Source organism: Bradyrhizobium arachidis (genome assembly GCF_024758505.1).
Classification (GTDB): domain Bacteria; phylum Pseudomonadota; class Alphaproteobacteria; order Rhizobiales; family Xanthobacteraceae; genus Bradyrhizobium; species Bradyrhizobium manausense_C.
Window position 1 is genome coordinate 6415587 of sequence record NZ_CP077970.1, and the last position, 22706, is coordinate 6438292.

General features: G+C 64.6%; 18 protein-coding genes. 2 read left to right on the forward strand and 16 right to left on the reverse strand.

The annotated features are described in order from the left end of the window. Positions 1 to 255 precede the first annotated feature (255 nt). Positions 256 to 555, forward strand: coding sequence for a hypothetical protein (locus tag KUF59_RS29645; protein WP_212455731.1), 300 nt, complete (start codon positions 256 to 258; stop codon positions 553 to 555). A gap of 135 nt (positions 556 to 690) precedes the next feature. On the opposite strand, the gene KUF59_RS29650 is transcribed toward KUF59_RS29645, so the two are convergent. The 10 genes from KUF59_RS29650 to KUF59_RS29695 all read right to left on the reverse strand — a co-directional run bounded on the left by KUF59_RS29650 (position 691) and on the right by KUF59_RS29695 (position 10240). Further along, positions 691 to 930 (reverse strand): hypothetical protein, encoded by a 240-nt coding sequence (locus KUF59_RS29650; RefSeq protein WP_212455732.1) that lies wholly within the window; start codon positions 928 to 930, stop codon positions 691 to 693. An 11-nt stretch (positions 931 to 941) separates the two neighbouring features. Then, positions 942 to 2306, reverse strand: coding sequence for a metal-dependent hydrolase family protein (locus KUF59_RS29655; protein WP_212455733.1), 1365 nt, complete (start codon positions 2304 to 2306; stop codon positions 942 to 944). Positions 2307 to 2518: 212 nt separating this feature from the next. Further along, complete coding sequence (locus KUF59_RS29660) at positions 2519 to 3736, reverse strand: acyl-CoA dehydrogenase family protein (protein ID WP_258767278.1); 1218 nt, start codon at positions 3734 to 3736, stop codon at positions 2519 to 2521. 36 nt (positions 3737 to 3772) lie between these two features. Then, positions 3773 to 4981, reverse strand: coding sequence for an ABC transporter substrate-binding protein (locus KUF59_RS29665; RefSeq protein WP_212455735.1), 1209 nt, complete (start codon positions 4979 to 4981; stop codon positions 3773 to 3775). A 128-nt stretch (positions 4982 to 5109) separates the two neighbouring features. Further along, positions 5110 to 5334, reverse strand: coding sequence for a LapA family protein (locus tag KUF59_RS29670; protein ID WP_212455736.1), 225 nt, complete (start codon positions 5332 to 5334; stop codon positions 5110 to 5112). Positions 5335 to 5496: 162 nt separating this feature from the next. Then, a complete protein-coding gene (locus KUF59_RS29675) occupies positions 5497 to 6072 on the reverse strand; it encodes an HdeD family acid-resistance protein (protein WP_212455737.1) in 576 nt (191 codons plus the stop codon). Positions 6073 to 6199: 127 nt separating this feature from the next. Next, positions 6200 to 7723 carry an FAD-dependent oxidoreductase gene (locus KUF59_RS29680; RefSeq protein ID WP_258767279.1) on the reverse strand — a complete coding sequence of 508 codons (1524 nt, stop codon included), beginning with the start codon at positions 7721 to 7723 and terminating at the stop codon, positions 6200 to 6202. 26 nt (positions 7724 to 7749) lie between these two features. Then, positions 7750 to 8376 carry a GTP cyclohydrolase I FolE gene (gene folE, locus KUF59_RS29685; protein ID WP_212455739.1) on the reverse strand — a complete coding sequence of 209 codons (627 nt, stop codon included), beginning with the start codon at positions 8374 to 8376 and terminating at the stop codon, positions 7750 to 7752. A 111-nt stretch (positions 8377 to 8487) separates the two neighbouring features. Continuing rightward, positions 8488 to 9381 (reverse strand): alpha/beta fold hydrolase, encoded by an 894-nt coding sequence (locus KUF59_RS29690; RefSeq protein ID WP_258767280.1) that lies wholly within the window; start codon positions 9379 to 9381, stop codon positions 8488 to 8490. A 31-nt stretch (positions 9382 to 9412) separates the two neighbouring features. Then, complete coding sequence (locus tag KUF59_RS29695; RefSeq protein WP_212455741.1) at positions 9413 to 10240, reverse strand: metal-dependent phosphohydrolase; 828 nt, start codon at positions 10238 to 10240, stop codon at positions 9413 to 9415. 540 nt (positions 10241 to 10780) lie between these two features. On the opposite strand from KUF59_RS29695, the gene KUF59_RS29700 reads away from it, so the two are divergent. Continuing rightward, a complete protein-coding gene (locus tag KUF59_RS29700) occupies positions 10781 to 12196 on the forward strand; it encodes a hypothetical protein (RefSeq protein WP_258767281.1) in 1416 nt (471 codons plus the stop codon). 48 nt (positions 12197 to 12244) lie between these two features. On the opposite strand, the gene KUF59_RS29705 is transcribed toward KUF59_RS29700, so the two are convergent. The 6 genes from KUF59_RS29705 to KUF59_RS29730 all read right to left on the reverse strand — a co-directional run bounded on the left by KUF59_RS29705 (position 12245) and on the right by KUF59_RS29730 (position 22687). Further along, positions 12245 to 13123 carry a transglutaminase family protein gene (locus tag KUF59_RS29705; protein ID WP_258767282.1) on the reverse strand — a complete coding sequence of 293 codons (879 nt, stop codon included), beginning with the start codon at positions 13121 to 13123 and terminating at the stop codon, positions 12245 to 12247. After that, positions 13120 to 15636 carry a circularly permuted type 2 ATP-grasp protein gene (locus KUF59_RS29710; RefSeq protein WP_258767283.1) on the reverse strand — a complete coding sequence of 839 codons (2517 nt, stop codon included), beginning with the start codon at positions 15634 to 15636 and terminating at the stop codon, positions 13120 to 13122. Before KUF59_RS29710 ends, KUF59_RS29705 begins: the two co-directional genes overlap by 4 nt. 28 nt (positions 15637 to 15664) lie before the next feature. Beyond that, the gene (locus tag KUF59_RS29715) at positions 15665 to 18937 is read right to left on the reverse strand and encodes a transglutaminase family protein (protein ID WP_258767284.1); all 3273 of its coding nucleotides are present in this window, start codon (positions 18935 to 18937) and stop codon (positions 15665 to 15667) included. Positions 18938 to 19042: 105 nt separating this feature from the next. Next, a complete protein-coding gene (locus KUF59_RS29720; protein ID WP_212455746.1) occupies positions 19043 to 20566 on the reverse strand; it encodes a UxaA family hydrolase in 1524 nt (507 codons plus the stop codon). 130 nt (positions 20567 to 20696) lie between these two features. Continuing rightward, positions 20697 to 21473, reverse strand: coding sequence for an HpcH/HpaI aldolase family protein (locus tag KUF59_RS29725; protein ID WP_212455747.1), 777 nt, complete (start codon positions 21471 to 21473; stop codon positions 20697 to 20699). Between the two features lie 128 nt (positions 21474 to 21601). After that, on the reverse strand, positions 21602 to 22687 hold the full coding sequence (locus KUF59_RS29730; protein WP_212455748.1) for a malate/lactate/ureidoglycolate dehydrogenase: 1086 nt from the start codon (positions 22685 to 22687) through the stop codon (positions 21602 to 21604). Positions 22688 to 22706: the final 19 nt, after the last annotated feature.

Below are 22706 nucleotides of genomic sequence, written 5' to 3' on the forward strand. Positions count from 1 at the left end.
TAGCACTTTGGCATGAGACGCGTACGTGCCCACCAAACTGGCAGCAGCTCAGGTCTTAGTATCAGCCACCTGCCTTAGCCAGTGACCATACGAGCCCAACGCCGAGATAGGGCAGAGTTGTTGTCGCTCGCGAAGTCTGAACCAAGATCAAGTCGATGAAGACAAAACTTTATCGAGATCGCATTGGGGTTCGCTCCCCAAACGTCGCTCGATACATGCCTCTTGGATATTTCACATCATGACGGAGGTAGCACCATGCCGATCGTGCAATTCACTCGTTTCAAAACCGACAAGCCCGAGGAAATGACCCAGGTTGTCAGGCGGGCAAAGAAAATCTTCGAAAAACACGGCGCCGAATTTCTTCGGCTGTCCCGCTTCCACACTGGTCATTGGGCAGGAGAGTTGCTGGTTGCGACGCGCTACGCCAATTGGGAAGTCTACGGCAAAGTGCAGGAGGCCGTGGCAAACGACCCCGAGTTCGCGCAGGTGATGGCCGATGGACTGAAGATCGCACAACTACAGGGCCGGAACATCGCCGTTGGCATCGATCTCTAGATCGGGGCGTCGCGCAGCGAACCACGTCAAGCGCAAAGGCCGCCGGACACATGCCGGCGGCCTTTTTCAATTTGATTGTCCGCATCCAGCGCCCACACGTTTGCATAGGCCACAAGCGTACATTGTGACGATCGCTTATTGTACGGCCATTCCGGCCATTTGCAGGCCGTCGTAGATGCGCTCGCGCAAAGCCAGGTAGGCCGGGTGTTGCGAGTAAGCCATGCCGCGCCATCCCGCGACGGTCTTGAGGCGCGCGTCGGGCAGTGAGAGATAACGCGCCAGTTGCTCCCGCGCTCCGGCGGGCCAATCGAGGTCGAAGTGGAGTACAGGTTTGCGAGCGGGCGGCGATAACCGCCGGACACCGGCGCTGGCCATACGCGGAGTAGCTACGGTCGAAGGGTATTCTTGTATACCCGTCCATCCTTCATGATAACCTTGAAGTTCTTGGCGGGGTCGGCGATCAGGTTGATATTGTCCAGTGGATTGCCGTCGACCAGCAGCAGATCGGCAAGCGCACCCTGTTCCACGACGCCGAGTTTGCCAGGATACGGACTGCGTTTGCCGGACAATGCCAACAATTCGGCGTTGGTTCCGGTCGCCATGACGAGCGCTTCGGCTGGACTGTACCAGCGGACAAGCGAGGCAAGAATTGCACCCTGTTGCTGTGCCAGCGCCTGAGAGAAGAGAACGTCTGTGCCCCATGCCGTCTTTATTTTGTACTTCTTCGCCAGCTCGTAGCTCCGGGCGATGCCAGGCCAGACTTCGTCGGCCTTGGCCCGTTGGACTGAGCCTACCGGGAAGCCTTGTCTCAACCCCTCGGGGAGAGGCTGCGTACTCAACCAGACGCCTTTCTCGGCAATCAGCTTGGCGGAGGCCTCGTCCATCAGGAAGCCATGCTCGATACATTTCACTCCGGCGGCGATGGCCCGTTGGATCGCCGCTGGCGTGAACGCATGCACTGTGACGTAGGTACCCCAATTCTCCGCTGCCTCGACGGCCGCACGCAGTTCGGGCTCGGTAAACGTTGATACATCAATCGGACTGAAGGGCGAGGACACACCGCCGCCGGCGGTGAGCTTTATCTGAGACGCTCCCTGCATAAGCTGCTCGCGGACGCGTACGCGGACCTCGTCAGGGCTGTCGGCGACCATGCTACCGCCAATTTGCTCCATGCGGCTGAGCATACCGCCGATCGTTCGCGGCAGTTCAGACAATTGTCGGAAATCACCGTGCCCGCTCGTGACTGTTATGACAGCTCCTGAGGGATAGATGCGCGGTCCCGCAATCAGCCCTTCGTCAATGGCTTGCTTCAATCCGAATACAGGCCCCCCAACGTCGCGCACTGTGGTAAAGCCGCGCAATAGGGTATCAGTGGCCTCGGCGCCCGCTGCTATATTGTTGTAGCCCACATCACCAGTAATCGACTGAGCAGGATTGGGCCGGATCAGCATCGCATGCCAGTGCGCGTCGATCAGGCCGGGCATCAGCGTTTGACCGTTCCCTGCGATTGCGGTCACGCCTGGCTCTGCGGCGATCGGCTCCGTCGAGATGCGCTCGATGATATTGCCCTTGATCAGCACATTGGACGGTGCGGAGAGTGACGCGCTTTTGCCATCGAAAATGCGCACATTCTGGAACAACGTCGCGTTGGTGTTCACTGACGGATTGCTTTGCGCGCAAGTAGCCGACGCAAGCCCGACGACCACAAGCTGGAGCGCGGCAACGAAAATCGTTCGCGACATCGAGTTCATTCTGCCCCCCTTTCAGACGTTGTGGAGCATTTACGACCTCTCGGTGAGTATACCGGCTACCCAGGACGGCTTCAATGAACGCAGAGCCTGTGCGGCTGATGTCTGAAAATGGGTCAGATGGCGAAATGCCTGACCGCCAGCGCGAGTCTGCTTCATACTCATAGGCGGGCATCCCACATCTGTGAGCTCGAGCCCAAAGGAGAGTGACGGCCCTACCCCGCCATCACGCCGCCGCGCTTGATCAGCTCCTTGCCGACGGCGGCGAGGTGCACCTGGTCGGGCCCGTCGCCGATGCGGATGAAGCGGGCGTAGACATAGGCCCGCGCCAGGAACGTGTCCTGTGACACGCCGGCGGCACCGTGGATCTGGATGGCGCGGTCGATCACCCGCGCGGCCATGCTGGGCACCACGATCTTGGCCGCCGCGATCAAATCGCGCGCCGCCTTGTTGCCCTCGCGGTCCATCTTGTCGGCGGCCTGCAGCGTGAGGAGCCGCGCCTGCGTGATCTCGCAGAAGGAATTTGCGATGTCCTCCCGCACCGAGCCCTGCTCGGCGAGCGGCTTGCCGAAGGCGACACGCGAGGTCGCGCGCTGGCACATCAACTCCAGCGCGCGCTGGGCGCAGCCGATCAGCCGCATGCAGTGATGGATACGGCCCGGCCCCAATCGGCCTTGCGCGATCTCGAAACCACGGCCTTCGCCGAGCAGCATGTTGGCGGCTGATACGCGGACGTTGTCGTAGACGATCTCGGGATGGCCGACCGGGGCGTCGTCATAGCCGTAGGTCAGCATGTCGCGCACGATGCGCACACCTGGCGTCGCCTTCGGCACCAGGATCATCGACTGCTGGCGATGGCGGTCGGGATGGTCGGGTGCGGTCTTGCCCATCACGATCAGGATCTCGCAATCCTCGTTCATGGCGCCGGAGGTGAACCACTTTCGGCCATTGATGACGTAGCTGTCGCCGTCGCGCTTGATCTCGCACTGGATGTTGGTGGCATCGCTGGAGGCGACCTGCGGCTCCGTCATGGAGAAGCCCGAGCGGATGCGGCCCTCAAGCAGCGGCTGCAGCCAGCGTTCCTGCTGCTCCTTCGTGCCGTAATTAGCGAGCACCTCCATGTTGCCGACGTCGGGCGCCGAGCAGTTGAAAACCTCGGGCGCCCAGAGGATGCGGCCCATGATCTCCTTCACCGGCGCATAGTCGAGATTGCTCAGCCCCGGACCGTGCTCGCCGGACAAAAACAGGTTCCAGAGCCCCTGCTCGCGCGCGAGCCGTTTCAGGTCCTGCAGCACCGGCGGCGTCTTGTAGCGCGCAGCCTCCGGCTTCACCTGCTCGTAATAGAGCTCCTCGACCGGCTCGACATGCTGCCGCATGAACTGGCGAACGCGCTCCTGCAGCTCAAGCGAACGGTCGGAATGGCTGAAGTCCATGATGCCTCCCGTTCGCTGGAACGAAGCGCGCCCGCCTCAGGTGCCGCGCAAAAGCTCAGAGGCGACGACCCAGTCGTTGCCATCGAATTGCAGCATATAGCCGTCCTTGATCGGGCGGAAATCCTGCGGCGTGGTGTTGAGCGTGATGCCGGGCATCAGCAGCGACAGCGGCACGTTCTTCAGGTTCGCCGCCTGCGCCATGATGTTCTCGCGCGTCAGATTGTCCTTGCACTGCTTCAGCACGACGACCAGCGCTTCCGCGATCGTATAGCCATAGAGCCCGGCGACGTTGTTGATGTCGGCGTTCGGCAGGCGCTTCTTCATGAACTCGACATAGGTGGTCATCCCGGCGTCGTCCTTCGGCTCGGCCACGAAGGGTTTTAGCGCGCCGAGCGACAGCACGCCCTTGCCGGCATCGAGGCCGGCCGGCACCATCACGGTCGCCTTGTTGGCGCAGCCTGAGGAAATGAAGCGCTGTGGCTGCCAGCCGACCTCATGCGCCTTGCGGACGGCTTGCGCGCAGGCACGCGGGGTCACCGAGTAGATCAGGAAGACGTCGGCCTTGGTGTTGGCAAGCGTCAGCACCTGCGAGTCGACGGTGGGATCGGCCACCTCGAAGCTCGAGGCCATCGCGATCGCCTTGTCGGCGTCGGCACCGAGCGCGTCCTTCACGCCGCGTAAGTATTCCTTGCCGGCGTCGTCGTTCTGGTAGAGCACGGCGAAGCGCGCATTGGGATTCTTGGCGCGTGCATAGGCGACGTCGATCGCGGCTTCGCTGGTGTAGTTCGGCGCCCAGGGCAGCGCCATCGACCAGGGCATGTTGGCGGGGTCGTTCCACTTCGATGCGGAGCTGATCAAAAAGAGCTGCGGCACCTTGTTGCTGTTGAGGTATTTTGCGATCGCCGAGCTCGGCGCCGTGCCCATGGTCGCGAAGATGAAGGCGACGCCCTCGCCTTCGACCAGGCGCCGCGCGGCCTCCATGGTCTTGGGCGGCGAGAAGGCGTCGTCCAGCGAGATCAGATTGAGCTTGCGGCCGTTGACGCCGCCCTTCTCGTTGACCTCGTCGAAATAGGCCGCGATGACCTTGCCGGTGATGCTGAGCGGAGACGCCGGCCCGCTATAGGGCATGGTGTTGCCGATCTTGATCTCGGTGTCGGTGACGCCGGGACCGTAGGTCTGTGCGGAGACGGCGGTCGACAGCCACGCAGTCGCGATCGCTGCGGCAAGGGCCTTGACGGCTTTCATCGTTCCTCCCAATGAATTATCGGCTCGCGCGACGCGTTCGCGTCGCCGCACGGCGTTTTGTGTCAGCATGTCAGATCAGCGGAGATCGACGGGACCGTCTTGCGTCGAGTTGCTGACGGAATGCCGGCTCAGGCGAGGCTTCGCTTGGTGCCTTCATACGAGCGTCGCAGCAGCGCGAACAGGCTGCCGCCGGTCACCGCACCCAGCAGATAGACGATGATCGTCTGCACCGCGAGCGGCATGCTGATATTCACCCTGAAGAAGGACATCGTCACCGTCTCGAGATTTTGCATGGCGAAGACGACAATTGCGACGGCGAACACGATGATGATGGCGAGATAGACCCAACGCATGACGATCTCCCCTCGAGCCCTTTTCCGATGGAATCGGAACGGGGCTCTCGATTCTTGTTTTGACGCGTTTTCTTGACGCGAACCGGTATCCACTTCGCTCGAAAACGCTCTTGCCCGCACGGAGATCCGGCGGGCCGACAGCGATCCGCAGCAGCCCCGCGCCTATCGGTTGCGCCGCAGGCCGAAGCCGAGGCTGATCCAGCCGGCTCCCGCAAAGATCAGGTCGATGCCGAGGAACACGCCGAGGATATAGACGCTGTTGATCGGCCAGCGCGCCAGGATCAACACGCCGAGCAGCAGCGTGATCACGGCCGAGAGCGCGACCCAGATCCAGGGGCTCTCGCGCTTCATGCTGAAGGCGAGAAACAGCCTGACGACGCCGGATGCGATCAGCGAAGCGCCCAGGAACAAGGTCAGCAGCACGGCGGCGAACAGCGGATTCCCGAAGGTCAGGAAGCCGGCGATGATGTAGAGCACGCCGAGCAGGGCCCAGATCAGGAATTTGCCCCAGCTCTTCACCTGGAATGCACCGATCACCTCGGTGACGCCGGCCACGATCATCATGGCGCCGACCACGATCACGCTCGCCACCGTCGCCATCACGACGCTGCCGAGCGCGACGAAACCGGCGATGACGTAGACGACGCCAAGCGCAACGATCCAGCCCCATTTGGCGCGCAACGGCGCGATGGTGGAGCCCAAGCTAGGAGTTTGAGACGTATCCGAAGCGGTTGTCATGGCGGGTACTCCTGCATGCGAAGCCCGGGGACACACGCCAGGATAGCACGGGTCGCACCGGGACGACAGCCAGCAGAGCAGCCCTGCGGAGGCCAACATTGACGCAAATCAAGTCAAATGAGGCGCCTCAGGCGCGCGAACGCTCCATCGCGAGCTCCGCCCTGAGATTTTCGAGGTCGCGATAGATCGAGGCGACCGCGAGCACGCGACCGCCCTTGAGGTACTTCAGCAGGCAGTCTTTTCCGGGGATGCTGCCGTCGATCTGGATGTCGTCCCAGCTCTCGGCATGGCCGACATAGTTGATGGGGACGTCGTAATGCTGGCTCCAGAAGAACGGCACGGCATCATAACGCTCGCCCCGGCCCAGCATGTTGCGCGCCGCCGTCTGGCCCTGCCGCTCGGCGACGACCCAGTGCTCGACGCGGATGTTTGCGCCCGAATGCGGATCGGGCCAGCGCGCGATATCGCCGGCCGCAAAAATGCCTGATACACTGGTTTCGAGAGTGGCATCGACGCTCACCCCGCGGTCGATCGCAAGCCCGGCCTGCTCGGCCAGGGACAGGCGCGGCTTGACACCAATCCCGACGACGACGAGGTCGGCTTCGATCACGCCACCGCTCTTGAGCTGCGCCCGCCTGCCGTCGAGCTTCTCGACGGTGTCCTTGAGATGGAAGTTGACGCCGTTCTCCTGGTGCAGCGCACGGACGAAATCGCCCATCTCGCGCCCGAGGATTTTTTCCATCGGCCGCTCTTCCGGGGCCACGACATGAACCTCGATCTTGCGCGCCCGCAAGGAGGCGGCGACTTCGAGGCCGATGAAGCTCGCGCCGATCACCAGCGCGCGCTTCGCATTCGCTGCCGCGGCAATGATGGCCCGGCTGTCGGCCACCGACCGCAGGGTGTGGACGTGCGGCTGATCCGCACCCGCAATCTGCAATTTGACCGGCTCCGCACCCGTCGCCAGCAGCAGCCGGTCGAACGGCAACCGGTCGCCGTTCCCGAGCGTCACGCTCCGCTCACGGGGATCGATCGCGGCAACTGACGTGTCGAGCCGAAGGTCGATGCCAAAATCCTGATAGTAGGCCTCCGGCCGCAGCGGCAGCCAATCCTCCGGCGCATTGCCGGCAAGGTAATCCTTGGACAGATTGGGCCGGTCGACGGGCATGGCACCGTCGCTGGAGATCATGGTGATCGCGCCGGCAAATTTTTCGCGGCGGAGCATGTCGGCCGCGGCAAACCCGGCCGCGCCGCCGCCGACGATCACAAAACGATCCGGCGTCGGCGCTGTCAGATGCGGCGCGGCCTGCGCGGGCGCTTCTCGCTTGGCCCGGACGACTATTTTGTCGCTCTCGCGCTCGACCTTCCAGGCCGACAGCGCGCTGAGCGCCGGTGGCCCAAGCGCTTCGCCGGTCCGAAGCGAGAAGCAGGCGTGATGCCAGGGACAACGAACGGTGTCGCCAACCACCAGCCCCTCGGCCAGCGGGCCGTGGTAGTGGCTGCAATAGGCGTCGATCGCCACGACGTCCGGGCCGGTCTGCAGCAGCAACACATCGTCGTCCCCGACATGGCCGACGAGCTTGCCATCCCTGAAGTCGGTGAGCGCTACGCCCTTGGTGAGATCCGGCCCGCTCGGCTTCTTCTCATCGGTCATGGCGCGTCTCCTTTGAGCGAAGTGTATCAGTCGTCCGAATTGGCCAGTCCCAGCAGCTCCTGGCGCGTCAGCGCGTTGTCACGGAATACGCCGAGCATGCGGCTGGTCACGAGATCGGTGCCCGGCTTGTGCGCGCCGCGCGTGGTCATGCAGTGATGCGTCGCCTTGATGATGACGCCGACGCCTTCAGGCTGGAGCACGTCGTTGATGGTATTGGCGATCTGCGCCGTCATCTTCTCCTGGATCTGAAGTCGCCTGGCGTAGATATCGACGACGCGAGCAAGCTTGGAGATGCCAACCACCCGCCCTTGCGGAATGTAGGCGACCCAGGCGCGCCCGACGATCGGCGCGATGTGGTGCTCGCAATGGCTCTCGAAGCGGACGCCGCGCAGCACGATCATCTCGTCGTAGCCCTCGATCTCCTCAAAGGTCTTTTGCAAAATCTCGACCGGGTCCTGGGCATAGCCGGCAAAATACTCGCGAAAGGCGCGCGCCACCCGATCGGGCGTTTCGCGCAGGCCATCGCGCGCGGGATCATCGCCCGCCCAGCGGATCATGGTCCGAACGGCTTCCTCGACCTCCGCCTGCTCCGGCCGGTCGGTCGGCGCCTGGGCGATAGCAACGCGTTCCAGCCTTCGCGCGTGTTGGCTCATATTGTCGTCTCCCCTTGGACCGGACGCAACGGCATGTCGCCCGGTTACTCGAGGGTTGGACGGCGCCGACAGCAAAAGGTTCCCAAAAATTCTCGGAAGAAACGAGAAAGACTAGCCCGCCGCGACCTTCCGCAGATCGAGCACGGCCTGCGCCCATTCGGCAGGCCGCTCCTGCGGCAAATTGTGACCGGCATCCGGGAAGACGCGCCGTTCGAAGAAGTTCTCGAACTTGCTGATGTGATGGGCGGTGCCTGGATTGACGCCGTCGGAATCGCCGTCGATCGCAATCGTCGGCACGCGGATCGGGGGCTGCGCGGCGAGCCGCTGCTCGAGGCCAGCGTAAGCGGGGTCGCCCTCGACCAGCGCGTAGCGATGCCGGTAGGAGTGGATCACGACATCGACGAAATCCGGATTGTCGAAGGAACCCGCACTGCGCGCGAAGGTCGCCTCGTCAAATGCCCATGTCGGCGACCACATCGTCCAGAGCTGGCGGGCAAAGCCGGCCCGGTTGCGCTCGAGCGCACGGCGGCCGCGTTCGTTGTGAAAGAGATATTGATACCAGAGCGCGGCCTCTTCCGGCGGCGAGGCTGGCTCCATCGAGCGTGCGATGTTCTGGATGTTGTAGGAATTGCCGGAGACGAGCCCGACCACGCGCTCCGGATGGAGCGCCGAGACGATACAGGCCGCGCGGCCGCCCCAGTCGTAGCCGCCGACCAGCGCGCGCTCGATTCCGAGCGCATCCATGAAGGCCAGCAGGTCGGCCCCGAGCGCCGCCTGCTCGCCGGAGCGCAGCGTCGAGGGGAAACGAAACCGCGTCGGCCCGTAGCCGCGCAGCCACGGTACCAGCACCCGCGCGCCGGCCTGTGCGATGATCGGCGCGGTCTCAGTGTAGGCATGGACGTCGTAGGGAAAACCATGGCCGAGGATACAGGGCCAGCCGTCAGACGGACCGTATTCGCGATAGGCGATGTCGAGGACGGCGGTCGTCACGGACTTCGCTTGCATGAACGTGCCGATCCCCAAGATTACCGTGAGATTACCGCTGCGGCCCGGACAGCGAGATGTCGCGCTCGGCGCGGAACACGTTGCTGTAGAGGTTGGCGATCCACTGCCGGCCGATCTCGGTCTTGTTGAGATAGCCGATCTCGGTCTGGATGTGCGGCGCGACGCTGTCCCAATAGAATTGCGGATAGCGATTCACGATGTCGGCGGGCGAGTCGTAGCCGAGCTGGCGGTTCATGCCGACTTCCTCGAACTCGTAATAGAGCGCATTGGCCTTGCGCAGATAGTTGGGATCGCCGAGTTGGCCGATGAAATCCGCCGCGCGCAGGATCGAGGCATCCTCGTCATAATCCTGGCCTTCGCGCGCCGGAAACCGCGTGCCTTCGATGGCCCGCGCAATACGCTCGGGGTCAACACCGGGTATCGGCGCCAGCCGCTGCATCACATAAAGCTTGGAGCGGTCGACGTGGTACATCATCAGACCGGCATCCGAGGCGCCGCGCGGCAACGATGTCTTGGCGCCGGACTCATCGATCAGAAAACCGTCTTCATCATCCTCCTTGAACAGACCGCGCACATAGCCGATGTCGTGGGCGAGACAGGCGATCAGGATATGCGTGTAATCGTCCCCTGACAGGTGCGCGTGGAGATGGCGGCCTTGGAGAATCGCCAGGCCCGCGAGCGTCACCAGCATCGTGTGCTCGAAATTGTGGTAAAGCGCATCGCTGTTGCCGATGCACTCCATCGTCGTGCGCGTCGCGCTCTCCAGAACCTTTGCGAAGGACTCGTCGTATCGGCGGCGCATGAACGAGCCCAGCAACTTCTCCAAGGACTCGGCCGCCAGTCTCGGTAACGTCATCATGGATGCAGCCCCGCTGTCGGTGGCGTCCCGCCAACTCCTGCCGTCTCGTTTCTTTTTCGCCCTCGGGCAGCATAGCGCATCTTCGGGCGGCTGACCAAACCTCCGGGTCTCGCAACCGGGAAGATACGGAAGTATGTTGCAGCTCCGGCAGACCACGAGAAGCATAGCCGCTACACGCCGTCGCGCAAACCCGTCAGACTTCGCGGGGTAAAATGACATTGCTGTCAGTGACGGATCGACCAAATTGGTCGTCCGCTCCATTTGCTGCATCCACGGACGCGGGATTGTCCCGAGCTTCTCCTTGGTCAACGTAAGGGACAGCCCAGCCTCGGCCCGAGCAGATCGCCCGCCGCGGTCACTCGCTTGTCCACGCGGTCTTAGGCGCCTCGCCGGTGCGGTGCGGTAAGCGCCGTCGTCCCGGGCAGACAACCGCGGCAGCCCGGCCGCTAACCATGCAGGGTGTAGCCAAGCGCGAGAAACTTGATCTTGGGCGGGTTCCCAAATAGCAACGAAAGATGGTGCCGAAGTGAGGAATTCACGATGTGGCTAATCTTCGTGCTGGTTTGGTTAGGCCTTCTGGTGGTGATCGGGGTCTTCGCGCAGCAGGCCTTCGGTTACGATTTTGCGCATCTTTCGGCATCCGTCTCCGCGCTCCCCCTGGCGCAGCGCTATGCGCTCGGCGGCCTCCTGGTCATGGCCCTGCTGCTGATCGGGGCGAGCATCCTCCAGGCCTACCGGCTCTCACGCCAGGACAAGAGCCTGAAGACGCTGCGCGACCGTCTTAGGAATACCCGCGAAGACGTCGTGGTGGCGCACGCGCTACAGAACCACCTCGATGCGACCGTCCAGCATCTGATCGAGAGCGATCCGCGGGAAGCGGTCTCGTCACTGGAAAAGAAGCTGTCCGAGATCGAGCAGCGAGCCGTTCTGCAGCAGAGCCGCAACCAGTCCACCGACATGCACGACCAGCTCGCGGAAATCCGCCGCCGCCAGCAGAGCCTGCGCGAGATGGTCGGCAGGGTTGCCGCAGAGCGGCGCGCGATCGAGCCTGTTTTCACCGAGATCAAGGACCGGCAGCATCAGATCGAGCGGGCGCTGACGGATATCGAGACCGACGACAGGAAGGCCAATCTCGCCGATCGCCTGAAGGAGCTGGACCGCGACGCCTCGGGGCTGCTGGCGCGGGTTGGCTCCGTGCAGGACTCCTTCACGACGCTCAACCGCTTCAAGGAAGAGTTCGTCAAGTCGCACGCCGAGCTCGTACCCTTACGGGCGCCCGAGGCCGGCATCAACACCCTGATCGGCGAGCTTCGCCTCAACCGCGATGCGCTTGCAAAAGTCCTCGACGAGCTGGAATCGACCGGCGACGACGCGCTGAGCTCGCGGGTAGAAGCGCTTTCCAGGGGCAAGCTCGAGATCGAGCAGCGGGTCGCGCGCGTCGAGGACAATCACAATATTCTCAACGCGATCCGCATGGATTTCGAAGAGCTACGCGAGCGCCAGGCGCATCTGCATCGCGCGCTTTCCGAGGTCGAGACCGACGCCAACGGCAAGAGCCTTGTCGACCGGCAGAACGCGCTGAACGATTTCGTCGTCCAGTCCCGCATACGCCTGCGGACGCTGCAGGACACGCTCGGGACGCTAAACGGCTTCAAGGACGAGCTGTCGAAATCGCAGTCCGACCTCGTGCCGCTACAGGCGCCGGTGTTCGGCATCGAAGCCCTGATCGCGGAGGTGCATCGCATCCGCGATCTCCTTGCCAGGACCGTCAGCGAAATCGAGCAGCATGGCGAGGCGGCTCTCAGCACCCGCGTGGAAGCGCTGTCCGTGAGCAAGCGCGAGATCGAGGGGCGGCTTGCGCAGATCTTTGAGAACTTCGGCACGCTCGAGGCGCTGCGGAAGGATATCGGCGGGATCTTTACGACGATCCGGAATTCGCTGAACAGGATCGGGTAAGGTCCCCCGTGTCGTCGCGGACAAGCGCACCCTAAAGCGCGCGCCCCCCTACTCCACCAGCAACACGTCCACTGCGACGCCGAGCTTCTGCTTCGGCGAGCCGACGATGATGCCGTCAACCGGCGAGACGTCGGAAAAATCGCGGCCGACCGCGAGCACGATGTGATCGTTGGCGACCAGCAGGTCGTTGGTCGGGTCGAGCCCGACCCAGCCGAGCTCGGCGCCGCACCACAGCGACACCCAGGCATGGGTGGCGTCGGCGCCCTGCAGGCGCGGCTGGCCGGGCGGCGGGATGGTGCGCAAGTAACCGCTGACATAGGCCGCGGGCAGCCCGAGCCCGCGCAGGCCTGCGATCATCACATGGGCAAAATCCTGGCAGACGCCGTGGCGGTTGTCGAAGACCTCCTTCAGCGGCGTCGAGATCACCGTGGCCTTCGGGTCGTAGCGGAATTCGGTGCGGATGCGGTGCATCAGGTCGATGGCGCCGGCGAGGATGCCCACCCCGGGCGCAAAGCTCGACGCCGCGTAAGCGCTCACCGCGCGCAGCACCGGCACCAGCGGGCTCGCAAAGACGTAACCGACCGGCGAGGACGGCCCGAGGCTGGTTGCCTCGAAGGCGATGTCGCGGATGCCCTCCCAAGGCGGGCTAAAAGCATCGCGCGCCGGCGGCTGCCGCGACACCGACACGCGCGAGCGGGAGTCGATCCGCAAATTCCGGTGTGCGACCTCGATCACGACGCTCTCGGTCAATGTGCCGAAGAAGTCACGTCGCGCAGTGCGGTCCGCCGGCCGCGGCCGGATCTCGACGCTGTGCGAGATCAGCTCCTGCCCGTCGCCGCTCTTCGGCTCCAGCCGCAGCGTGCAGCGAGCGAAGCTGACCGGAGATTCATAGGAATAAGTCGTGACGTGGCGGATGTCGTAGATCACGCCAGCCCCGTCAGCTTTTCCGGCCGGCTGGCGTTGGGGCCATGCGGGAAATAGTGTGATCCGATCGCGTCGGCGAGGCTGAGCAGATCCTGCTCCAGCGCAAACAGCGTCTTGACCTCGAGTTTTTCAGCCTCGGCGGTCGCAAGCATGGCCTGCACCGCGACTGCGAGGCGCTGCGGCCGCTCGATCATGCCGTATTCCTTCAGGCTCGGCAGCGCGGCGATATGCTCGTTCAGCGTGGCGACCTGGAAGGCGACCGAGCGCGGATTGTAGGTATCGAGCACGGCGAGGTCGCGCACCGGCGCCAGCACGGGCGCCAAGAGATAGCGCGAGCGATAGGTGATCTGGCAATCGACCAGCGTCAGCAAAATATCGAGATCCTCGTCGCCGGCCTCGTCATAGGCGAATTGCCGCGCGAAGCGCGTCGTGTTGATGGCACGCTCGACGCGGCGGCCGATGTCGAGGAAGCGCCAGCCGGCGGCGCGGTTCATGTTCTCCTGCGCAAGGCCGGCGAAGCTCGCAAGCTCCTGGAGCGTCAGCTCGGCGGCGCTCAAGATCGAGTCGTCGTCCTCGACCTCATAGGCGAGTCGCTCGGTCATCTCGGTGATGACCTGCCAGGCATCCGGCGACAGCCGCTCGCGCAAGGAGGTCGCGGTGCGCTGCGCCGCGCGCACCAGCGACAGCGCCGAGCCGAAGCGCTCCGCGCTCTGCAACGCCTCGGCCGTGATGCGCGCTGGCGCCGCGCGCGAGGCCTGCGAGATCGCGCCCCAGGCCACCAGCAGGCGCTGAATTCGCTCGGCCGACTGCACGGTAGCCGAGGTGCCTTTGTTGGGCCCGCTCGGCGAGCCCAAAGCCCGTACCAGCCGCAGCGTGGCCTCGGCGCGTTCGAGATAGCGGCCGAGCCAGAACAGATTGTCGGCGGCGCGGCTCGGCAGCACGCCGGCGACGCGACGGATGCGCACCTTGTCCGTCGCCGGCAGCAGGGTCGCCGTCGAGACCTGCTTGTTGGAGACGACCCAGACGTCGGCGGCGCGCGCGCCGTCCCCCATCGACACGGCGCGGGCATCGGGCTGCTCGGCGATCCGGCAGAAGCCGCCGGGCATGATGGCCCAGCCATCGGGGGTAGCGGCCGCGAACACGCGCAGCACGAAAGGACGTGGCGTGATCTGACCCCGCTCCCACACCGGCATGGTCGAAAGACGCACCACCTCCTGGCCGACATAGTCGAGACCGCGGTCGCTGATCGCGTCGATCAGGCGCTGGCGCTCCGGCGCATCGAGCTCGCTCGCAAGCACGGGCCCGTTGCTGGGAAAGCCCGGCACGAAACGGTTATAGGCCCCTTCGATCGCGACCTCATCGAGCCGCGACAGCACCTCGTCGCGCGCCGACTTCTGGCCGCACCACCAGGTTGCGATATGCGGCATCTTCAGCTCCTCGCCGAGCAGGCGGCGGCTGAGCGCCGGCAGGAAGCCGAGCAATGCCCGTGCCTCCAGCACGCCGGAGCCCGGCATGTTGGCGACCACGACGCCGTCCTTGCGCAGCACGTCGATCAGGCCGGGCACGCCCAGCCGCGAGGAGGCATCGAGCTCCAGCGGATCGAGAAAGTTGGAATCGACGCGGCGCAGCAGCACGTCGAGCCGTTTCAAGCCGGCGACGGTGCGGATGTGGAGGCGGTCGTCGCTGACGGCGAGATCGTCGCCCTCGACCAGGAGGAAGCCGAGATAGCGGGCGAGCGTGGCATGCTCGAAATAGGTCTCGCTGAAGCTGCCGGGCGTGAGCACGCCGATGCGCGGCTCGTCGCGATCGGCGCTGGCGCGAAGGCTGTCGCGAAAAGCCTCGAAGAACGGCGCGACGCGCGGAACGTTCATCGACTTGTAGAGATCGGCGAAGGCGCGCGACAGAACCAGGCGATTCTCCAGCGCATAGCCCGCGCCTGATGGCGCCTGCGTGCGATCGCCGAGCACCCACCAGCGCCCGTCAGGGCCGCGGCCGACGTCGGCGGCGTAGATCGACAGGTAGCGTCCACCCGGCGGCGGGACGCCGCAAACGGGACGCAGATATTCCGGACTGCCGGCGATTGCGGCGGCCGGAAGCGCGCCTTCGGCGACAAGCCGCCCCTCGCCATAGATGTCGCGCAGCACGAGTTCGAGCAGTTCGGCGCGCTGCATGATGCCGGCGGAAAGCTGCTGCCAGTCGGCTTCGTCGATCAGGAGCGGCAGGTGGCTGAGCGACCAGGGCCGGTCGGCGCTATCGCCGGGCGCCCGGTAGGTGACGCCGGCCTCGCGCAAATGCCGGTCGGCCATCGCGAAACGGCGCTCGATCTCATCAGGTGCAAGCGCCCCGAACGCGTCGAAGAAGCGATTCCAGACCGCGCGGGGAGCCCCGTCTGGGCCGAGGAATTCATCGGGGATGCCGGGCAGCCGGCTATAGTCGCGAATCCATTGCGCCACACGACGCTGGCCGAGGCGCGCCCTGCCCGTCTGACCAGCCCCCTCGGTTGCGCCTTCGCCCATCCGCCTCTCCTTGCCCCCATCCCTATACTCAATGCAGGAGCGGCGTTCGCAAGTCGAGGGTCAGCGGAAACTCAATTGTGCGTTCCTCCGGCGGCGGCTGGACCGGGCCCGGCGTATGGCCGTGGTCCTGGAAGCGCGCCAGCCGCCGCGCCTCGGCCTCGTAGGTGTTGACCGGCTTGGTGTCGTAGTTGCGCCCGCCGGGATGGGCGACGTGATAGACGCAGCCGCCCAGCGAGCGGCCGTTCCAGGTGTCGATGAGGTCGAAGGTCAGCGGTGCGTGGACGGGAATGGTCGGGTGCAGGCCGGAGGCCGGCTGCCAGGCCTTGAAGCGGACGCCGGCCACCGCCTCGGCCGAGCGGCCGGTCGGGGTCATCGGCAGGCGGCGGCCATTGCAGGTCACCACATGGCGGCCTTCGATGAAGCCTTCAGCTTTCACCTGAAGTCGCTCGACGGAGCTATCAACATAACGAACGGTGCCACCGGCTGAGCCCTCCTCGCCGAGCACATGCCAGGGCTCCAGCGCCTGGCGCAATTCCAGCGTCACGCCGCCATGGTGGACGCGGCCGAAGGCAGGGAAACGAAATTCGAGCTGGGCGAGATACCATTCCGGCTCAAAGGGATAGCCGGATTGCTTCAACTCAGAAAGCACGTCAACGAAGTCTTCCCAGATGAAGTGAGGCAGCATGAAGCGATCGTGCAGCGCCGTGCCCCAACGCACGAACTTGCCGGCTTGCGGTTCGCGCCACAGCTTCGCGATCAGGGCGCGGATCAGAAGCTGCTGCGCCAGCGACATGCGCGGATCGGGCGGCATTTCGAGCGCGCGGAATTCGACGAGACCAAGCCGCCCAGTCGGGCTGTCAGGCGAATAGAGCTTGTCGATGCAGATCTCGGCGCGGTGGGTGTTGCCGGTGATGTCGACCAGGAGATGGCGGAACAGGCGATCCACCAGCCAGAGCGGCGCCTGGTAACCCGGCGGCGGCACATGCGACAGCGCGACCTCGAGCTCGTAGATGCTGTCGTGACGCGCCTCGTCGATGCGCGGCGCCTGGCTGGTCGGCCCGATGAAGAGGCCGGAGAAGAAATAGGACAGCGACGGATGCCGCTGCCAATACAGCACGAGGCTCTTCAACAGATCGGGCCGGCGCAGGAACGGTGAGTCCGGCGGGCTCGAGCCTCCGACCACGACATGATTGCCGCCGCCGGTGCCGGTGTGGCGACCATCGATCAGGAAGCGGTTGGCGCCGAGGCGCACTTTTGCCGCGTCCTCGTAGAGGCCGAAGGTGATGTCGACGGCGTCGCGCCAGCTCTTAGCCGGCTGGATGTTGATCTCGATCACGCCGGGATCGGGCGTCACCTTGATGACGTCGATGCGCGGATCGAACGGCGGCGGATAGCCTTCGACATGGACCGGAAGCTGCAGCTCCTCGGCGGTCGCCTCCAGCGCGGCGACCAGCTCGAGATAATCCTCGATCCGCTCGACCGGCGGCATGAAGGCGCAGACCACGCCGTCGCGGACCTCGACCGCCATCGCGGTACGCACGGGAATCGAGGTGTTGAGATGGTCGGGCGCGAGCCGCGGCGGCGATGCCGGACGCGCTTTCAGGCTGAACACCGGCAACCGCTTGCGCGCCTCCGTCGGATCCTGCTCGTGGATGTAGGGGTAGCTGCTCGGCGGCACATAATCGAGCGAGCCGATCGGCAGCCGCAGCCCGAGCGGGGAATCGCCCGGCGTCAGGAACAGATGACTGCGCCGCAGACTCCAGCGCTCGCTGCGCCAGCGCGGCGCTTCCGCATTCCAGCGCTGCACCGGCATCACGAAGCCGCGCGGCGTGCCGAGCCCCTTGTCGAACACGCGCGCCATGCGCGCCCGCTCCTCAGGGTCGGACAGTTTGGAATCGGATGGATCGACGTTGACGGGGAGTTCACCCTCCTTCTGCAACCAATAGGCGGGATCCTCATAGGCCGGCATGATGTAGCCGGGATCGAGCCCGAGCCGCGCCGCGGTGCCTTCCATGAAGGCCGCGGCGTCCTTGACCTGCAGGGGTCGCGGATGGGCGATCTTCGCGATGAGGTCGGCGTTCTTCCAGATCGGCACGCCGTCCTTGCGCCAGTAGAGCCCAAAGGCCCAGCGCGGCAGGCTCTCGCCGGGATACCATTTGCCCTGGCCGTAGTGCAGCAGACCGCCGGGCGCGAAGCGCGTGCGCAGGCGGCGGATCAGATCGTCAGCCAGCGCACGCTTGGTCGGGCCGACGGCTTCGGTGTTCCACTCGCCCGCTTCCAGATCGTCGACGGAGACGAAGGTCGGCTCGCCGCCCATGGTGAGGCGCACGTCCTGGCTGGTGAGATCGCCGTCGACCTGCTCGCCGAGATCGTTGAGCCGCGTCCAGGCCTCGTCGGAGAACGGCTTTGTGATGCGCGGCGCCTCGCGGATACGCCTGACGCTCATGTCGAAGGCGAACTCGACCTCGGCAAAACCGGCGCTGCCGGAGATCGGTGCCGCCGAACGGTAGTGCGGCGTAGCGGCGACGGGGATGTGCCCCTCGCCCGCAAGCATGCCGGAGGTCGCGTCGAAACCGATCCAGCCGGCGCCGGGCAGATAGACTTCGGCCCAGGCATGCAAATCGGTAAAATCGTTCTCGACCTCGGGCGGCCCCTCGATCGGATCGATATCGGGGCGGATCTGGACGAGATAGCCGGAGACGAAGCGCGCCGCGAGGCCGAGATGACGCAGCGTCTGGATCAGGAGCCAAGCTGAATCTCGGCAAGATCCCGCACCTGAGGACAGCGTCTCCTCCGGAGTCTGCACCCCCGGCTCCATCCGGATGATGTAGCGGACGCGCGTCCGCAGCTCCCGGTTCAGCTCGACGAGGAAGTTGACGGTGTTGGTCGCCTCACGCGGAATCGAGGCGAGATACTCGGCGAACTTTGGACCGGGCTGGATCGTTTCGAGATAGGGCGCGAGCTCGGTCTTCAAGTCCTTGGTGTAGTCGAACGGAAAGCTGTCGGCATAGGGCTCGACGAAGAAGTCGAACGGGTTGATCACGGTCATCTGGGCCGTGAAGTCGACCTCTATCTTCAGCTCGGTCGTCTTCTCCGGAAAGACGTAGCGCGCGAGCCAATTGCCCTGCGGATCCTGCTGCCAGTTCACGAAGTGATTGGCCGGCGTAACCTTGAGCGAGTAGCTCAAAATCGGCGTGCGCGTGTGCGGTGCCGGCCGCAGGCGGATGGTCTGCGGGCCCAGATCGATCGGACGGTCGTATGTGTAGTGCGTGACGTGGTGTAGTGCGACGTAGATCGACACGGATGCGGTGCTCCAGCAGCTTTTTTGAGCAGAACACCGCTTCCCATCACGATCAAGCACTAACAAACGGCAGGGCGTGCCTACGGCACGGGCTATGCGCGCCGCTTACATCGTCGCCCCTAACACCCAGGGCGCGAACTCGGCGCCGCCGAAACCAAGGCTCTCGCTCTTGGTCGGCTGTCCCGACGCGGTCTTCAGGATGAGATCGAAGATCCGCTTGCCGCACTCCTCGACGGTCTCGGATCCCTCGAGGATGGTGCCGCAATTGACGTCCATATCCTCTTCCATGCGCTGGTACATGGCCGTGTTGGTCGCAAGCTTGATCGACGGTGCGGGCTTGCAGCCGAACACGCTGCCGCGCCCGGTGGTGAAGCAGACGAGGTTGGCGCCGCCCGCCACCTGCCCGGTCGCAGCGACCGGGTCGTAGCCGGGCGTGTCCATGAACACAAAGCCCTTCTTGGTGATGGCTTCCGCATAGTTGAGCACGTCGACGAGATTGGTGGTGCCGGCCTTGGCCATCGCGCCCAGTGACTTTTCGAGAATGGTGGTGAGGCCGCCGGCCTTGTTGCCGGGGCTCGGATTGGCGTTCATCTCGGCGCCTTCGCGCTCGGTGTATTCTTCCCACCAGCGCATCAGGCCGACGAGCTTTTCGCCGACCTCGCGGCTGACCGCACGGCGCGTCAGCAGATGCTCGGCGCCGTAGGTCTCCGGCGTCTCGGAGAGCACCACCGTGCCGCCATGGCGGACGATGAGATCGCTGGCCGCACCAAGTGCGGGATTGGCGGATACGCCGGAATAGCCGTCGGAGCCGCCGCATTGCAGTGCCACGGTCAACTCGCTCGCCGGCACGGCCTCACGCTTGACCTTGTTGGCGTCAGCCAGCGTCTCGCGCACGAAAGCAACGCCCGCCTCCATCGTCTTGCGGGTGCCGCCGACTTCCTGGATGTCCATCGCGCGGAGCCGGCCGGCCAGCTTCTGCTCCTCCATCAGCCCGCCGATCTGGTTGACCTCACAGCCGAGCCCCAGCACGATCACGTTGGAGAAATTCACGTGACGCGCATAGCCGCCCAGCGTGCGGCGAAGCAGCGCCAGCGGCTCGTGCTGCGTCATGCCGCAGCCGGTCTTGTGGGTGAGCGCGACGACGCCGTCGACATTGGGGAAATCGGCCAGCGGATTCTCGCCGGTGAACGGATTCTTCTTGAAGACGTCGGCGACGAGACCAGCGACATGCGCGCTGCAATTCACCGAGGTGAGGATGCCGATGTAGTTGCGCGTGGCGACGCGGCCGTCAGGGCGGCGGATGCCTTCGAACGTCGCCGGCAGATCGAAATTCGGCGTCGGCTTGACGTCGGCGCAATAGGCATAGTCCTTGGAGAAATCGCCCATGCCGCAGTTCTGCGTGTGCACGTGCTGGCCCGGCGCGATGGCTTGCGTCGCAAAGCCGATGATCTGGCCATAGCGCTTGACCGGCTCGCCCACCGCGATCGGCTTGATCGCGACCTTGTGGCCGGAGGGAATTCGCTCGACCGCGCTCACGCCGTCGGCGACCACGGTGCCGGGCGGCAGGCTCGCGCGCGCGATCACCACGCCGTCGTCGGGATGCAGGCGGATCACGGGAGCTGGGGTCATGGAGGTTCTCCTTGCTCGCTAAAACTATCGTGCCCCGGATGCTGCACATTGGCGTGCAGCCGATCCGGGGCTACGTGACGTAGATGACCCGGCTGCGCGAAGCAACGCCCGCGTGCCGGCTATTAGAGGCTCAGGCCTTACCGCCCGAATCCTTGCGGGTCGCGTTGACCTGCATCTTCGCGTAGGTCGTCATCAGACCGACCTCGTTCGACAGGGTCACCAGCTTGAAGCCCATGTTGATCGCCCGCGCCGCGCCTTCGGCACCGCTGCAATGGATGCCGGGGTTGAGGCCGCGCTTGCCGCACTCCTTGATGATCTTCTCATAGATCGCCAGGATCTCCGGCTCGCTGCGGTCGAGCTTCGGCTCGAGGCCGTAGGAGAAGCCGAGGTCGGACGGTCCGATATAGACGCCGTCGATGCCCTCGACATCGAGGATCGCTTCCATGTTCTCGACCGCGGTCCTGGTCTCCATCATCGGGAGCAGGATGGTGTCGGCGTTCGCGGTCTTCTGATAGGACCCCGCCGTGCCGTACATGCCGGCGCGGATCGGGCCGTTGGAGCGGACGCCCTGCGGAGGATACTTTGAATAGGAGACGAGGTTCTTGGCTTCCTGCGGCGTGTTGACCATCGGGCAGATCACGCCATAGGCGCCGCCGTCGAGCACCTTGCCGATGATGCCGGGCTCGTTCCAGGGCACGCGGACCATCGGCGTCACCGGATGCTTGTCCATCGCCTGGAAGCATTGCACCATCGAGAGATAGTCCTGCACGCCGTGCTGCATGTCGACGGTGACGCTGTCGAAACCACACTGCGCGATCATCTCGGCCGAAAAGCCCGAGGGGATCGCAAGCCACGCGTTGACCACCGCCTTGCCCGACTTCCAGATCTCTTTGACTTTGTTCGCCACGTTCAAGTCCTTCCCTGTTGTTCTTGCTCACCGTCATTGCGAGCGAAGCGAAGCAATCCAGAATCTTTCTAGAGGTAACACTCTGGATTGCTTCGGAGCTTGAGGCTCCTCGCAATGACGGAACTGAATTAACTCGTCGCCCTCTGGATCGCGACCTCGCTGACGCCGACCTCGCGGGCGGTGTTCACTATCGCCGCCCAGGTATCCTCCGGCAAGGGCACGCCGTTCTTGGTGCGATCGGCACGCGTCTTTCGCTCGGGATCGCCGGGGATCAGCACCTGCTCGACGCCGGCAACCGGCTTGGTCGCGCGGATGAAGTCGGTATAGCGCGTTACTTCCGCGTCGAAGAGATTTGAGGTGTCGACCACCTTGGGATCGACGTAGAACGCCAGCATGCCATTGGCGAAACGGCGGCCCCCCGATGTGGCGCCCGTTCCGGTCAGCGCGCCGCCGAGCAGCTCGCACATGAAGGCCAAGCCCGATCCCTTGTGCTCGCCGAAGGCGCGGATCGCACCAGTGCCCTTGGTGTGGTCGCGCGGACCATCTGATGTGTAGGGTCCGTACAGCACGACCGGCTCTTCGCTCAGCGTCCCGTCGGAATCGACCAGCGCGCCTTTCGGCAGCTTCTTGCCGCCGCGGCTTGCGACCAGCACCTTGCCTTCGGCCACGATCGAGGTCGCAAAGTCGAGCACGATGGGATCCTGGCCCGGCCGCGGAATGCCGACGCAATAGGGCGCGGTCGACAGCCGCTTCTCGACGCCGCCGAACGGCGCGACCAGCAGCGAGCCCGCGGCATTGACGAAGTGCACGGACACAAGGCCCTCGGCGGCCGCCATCTCCGCCCAGTCGCCGACGCGGCCGATGTGGCCGGCATTGCGCAGGGCGACTGCGGCAAGCCCCGCCTTCTTGCATTTCTCGATGCCGACCTTCACCGCCTGCGGCGTCACCGTCTGGCCGTAGCCGAACTTGCCGTCGACCACCGCGAGCGAAGGCGTGTCGAGCACCACTTCAGCGGTCTGGTTCGGCACCACATTCCCGGTCTTCTTCCAGCGGATATAGACGGGCACGCGGATCACGCCGTGGCTGTCATGGCCGGTGAGGTTGGCTGTGGTCAGGTAGGTCGCGATGCGTCTGGCTTCTTCGGGTGAGGATTCCGCGTGCGAAAACACATCAGCGACGAAGTCGATCAGCTTCTCAACCTGGATAGTGACCATAACGGGTCTATTTGCCTCT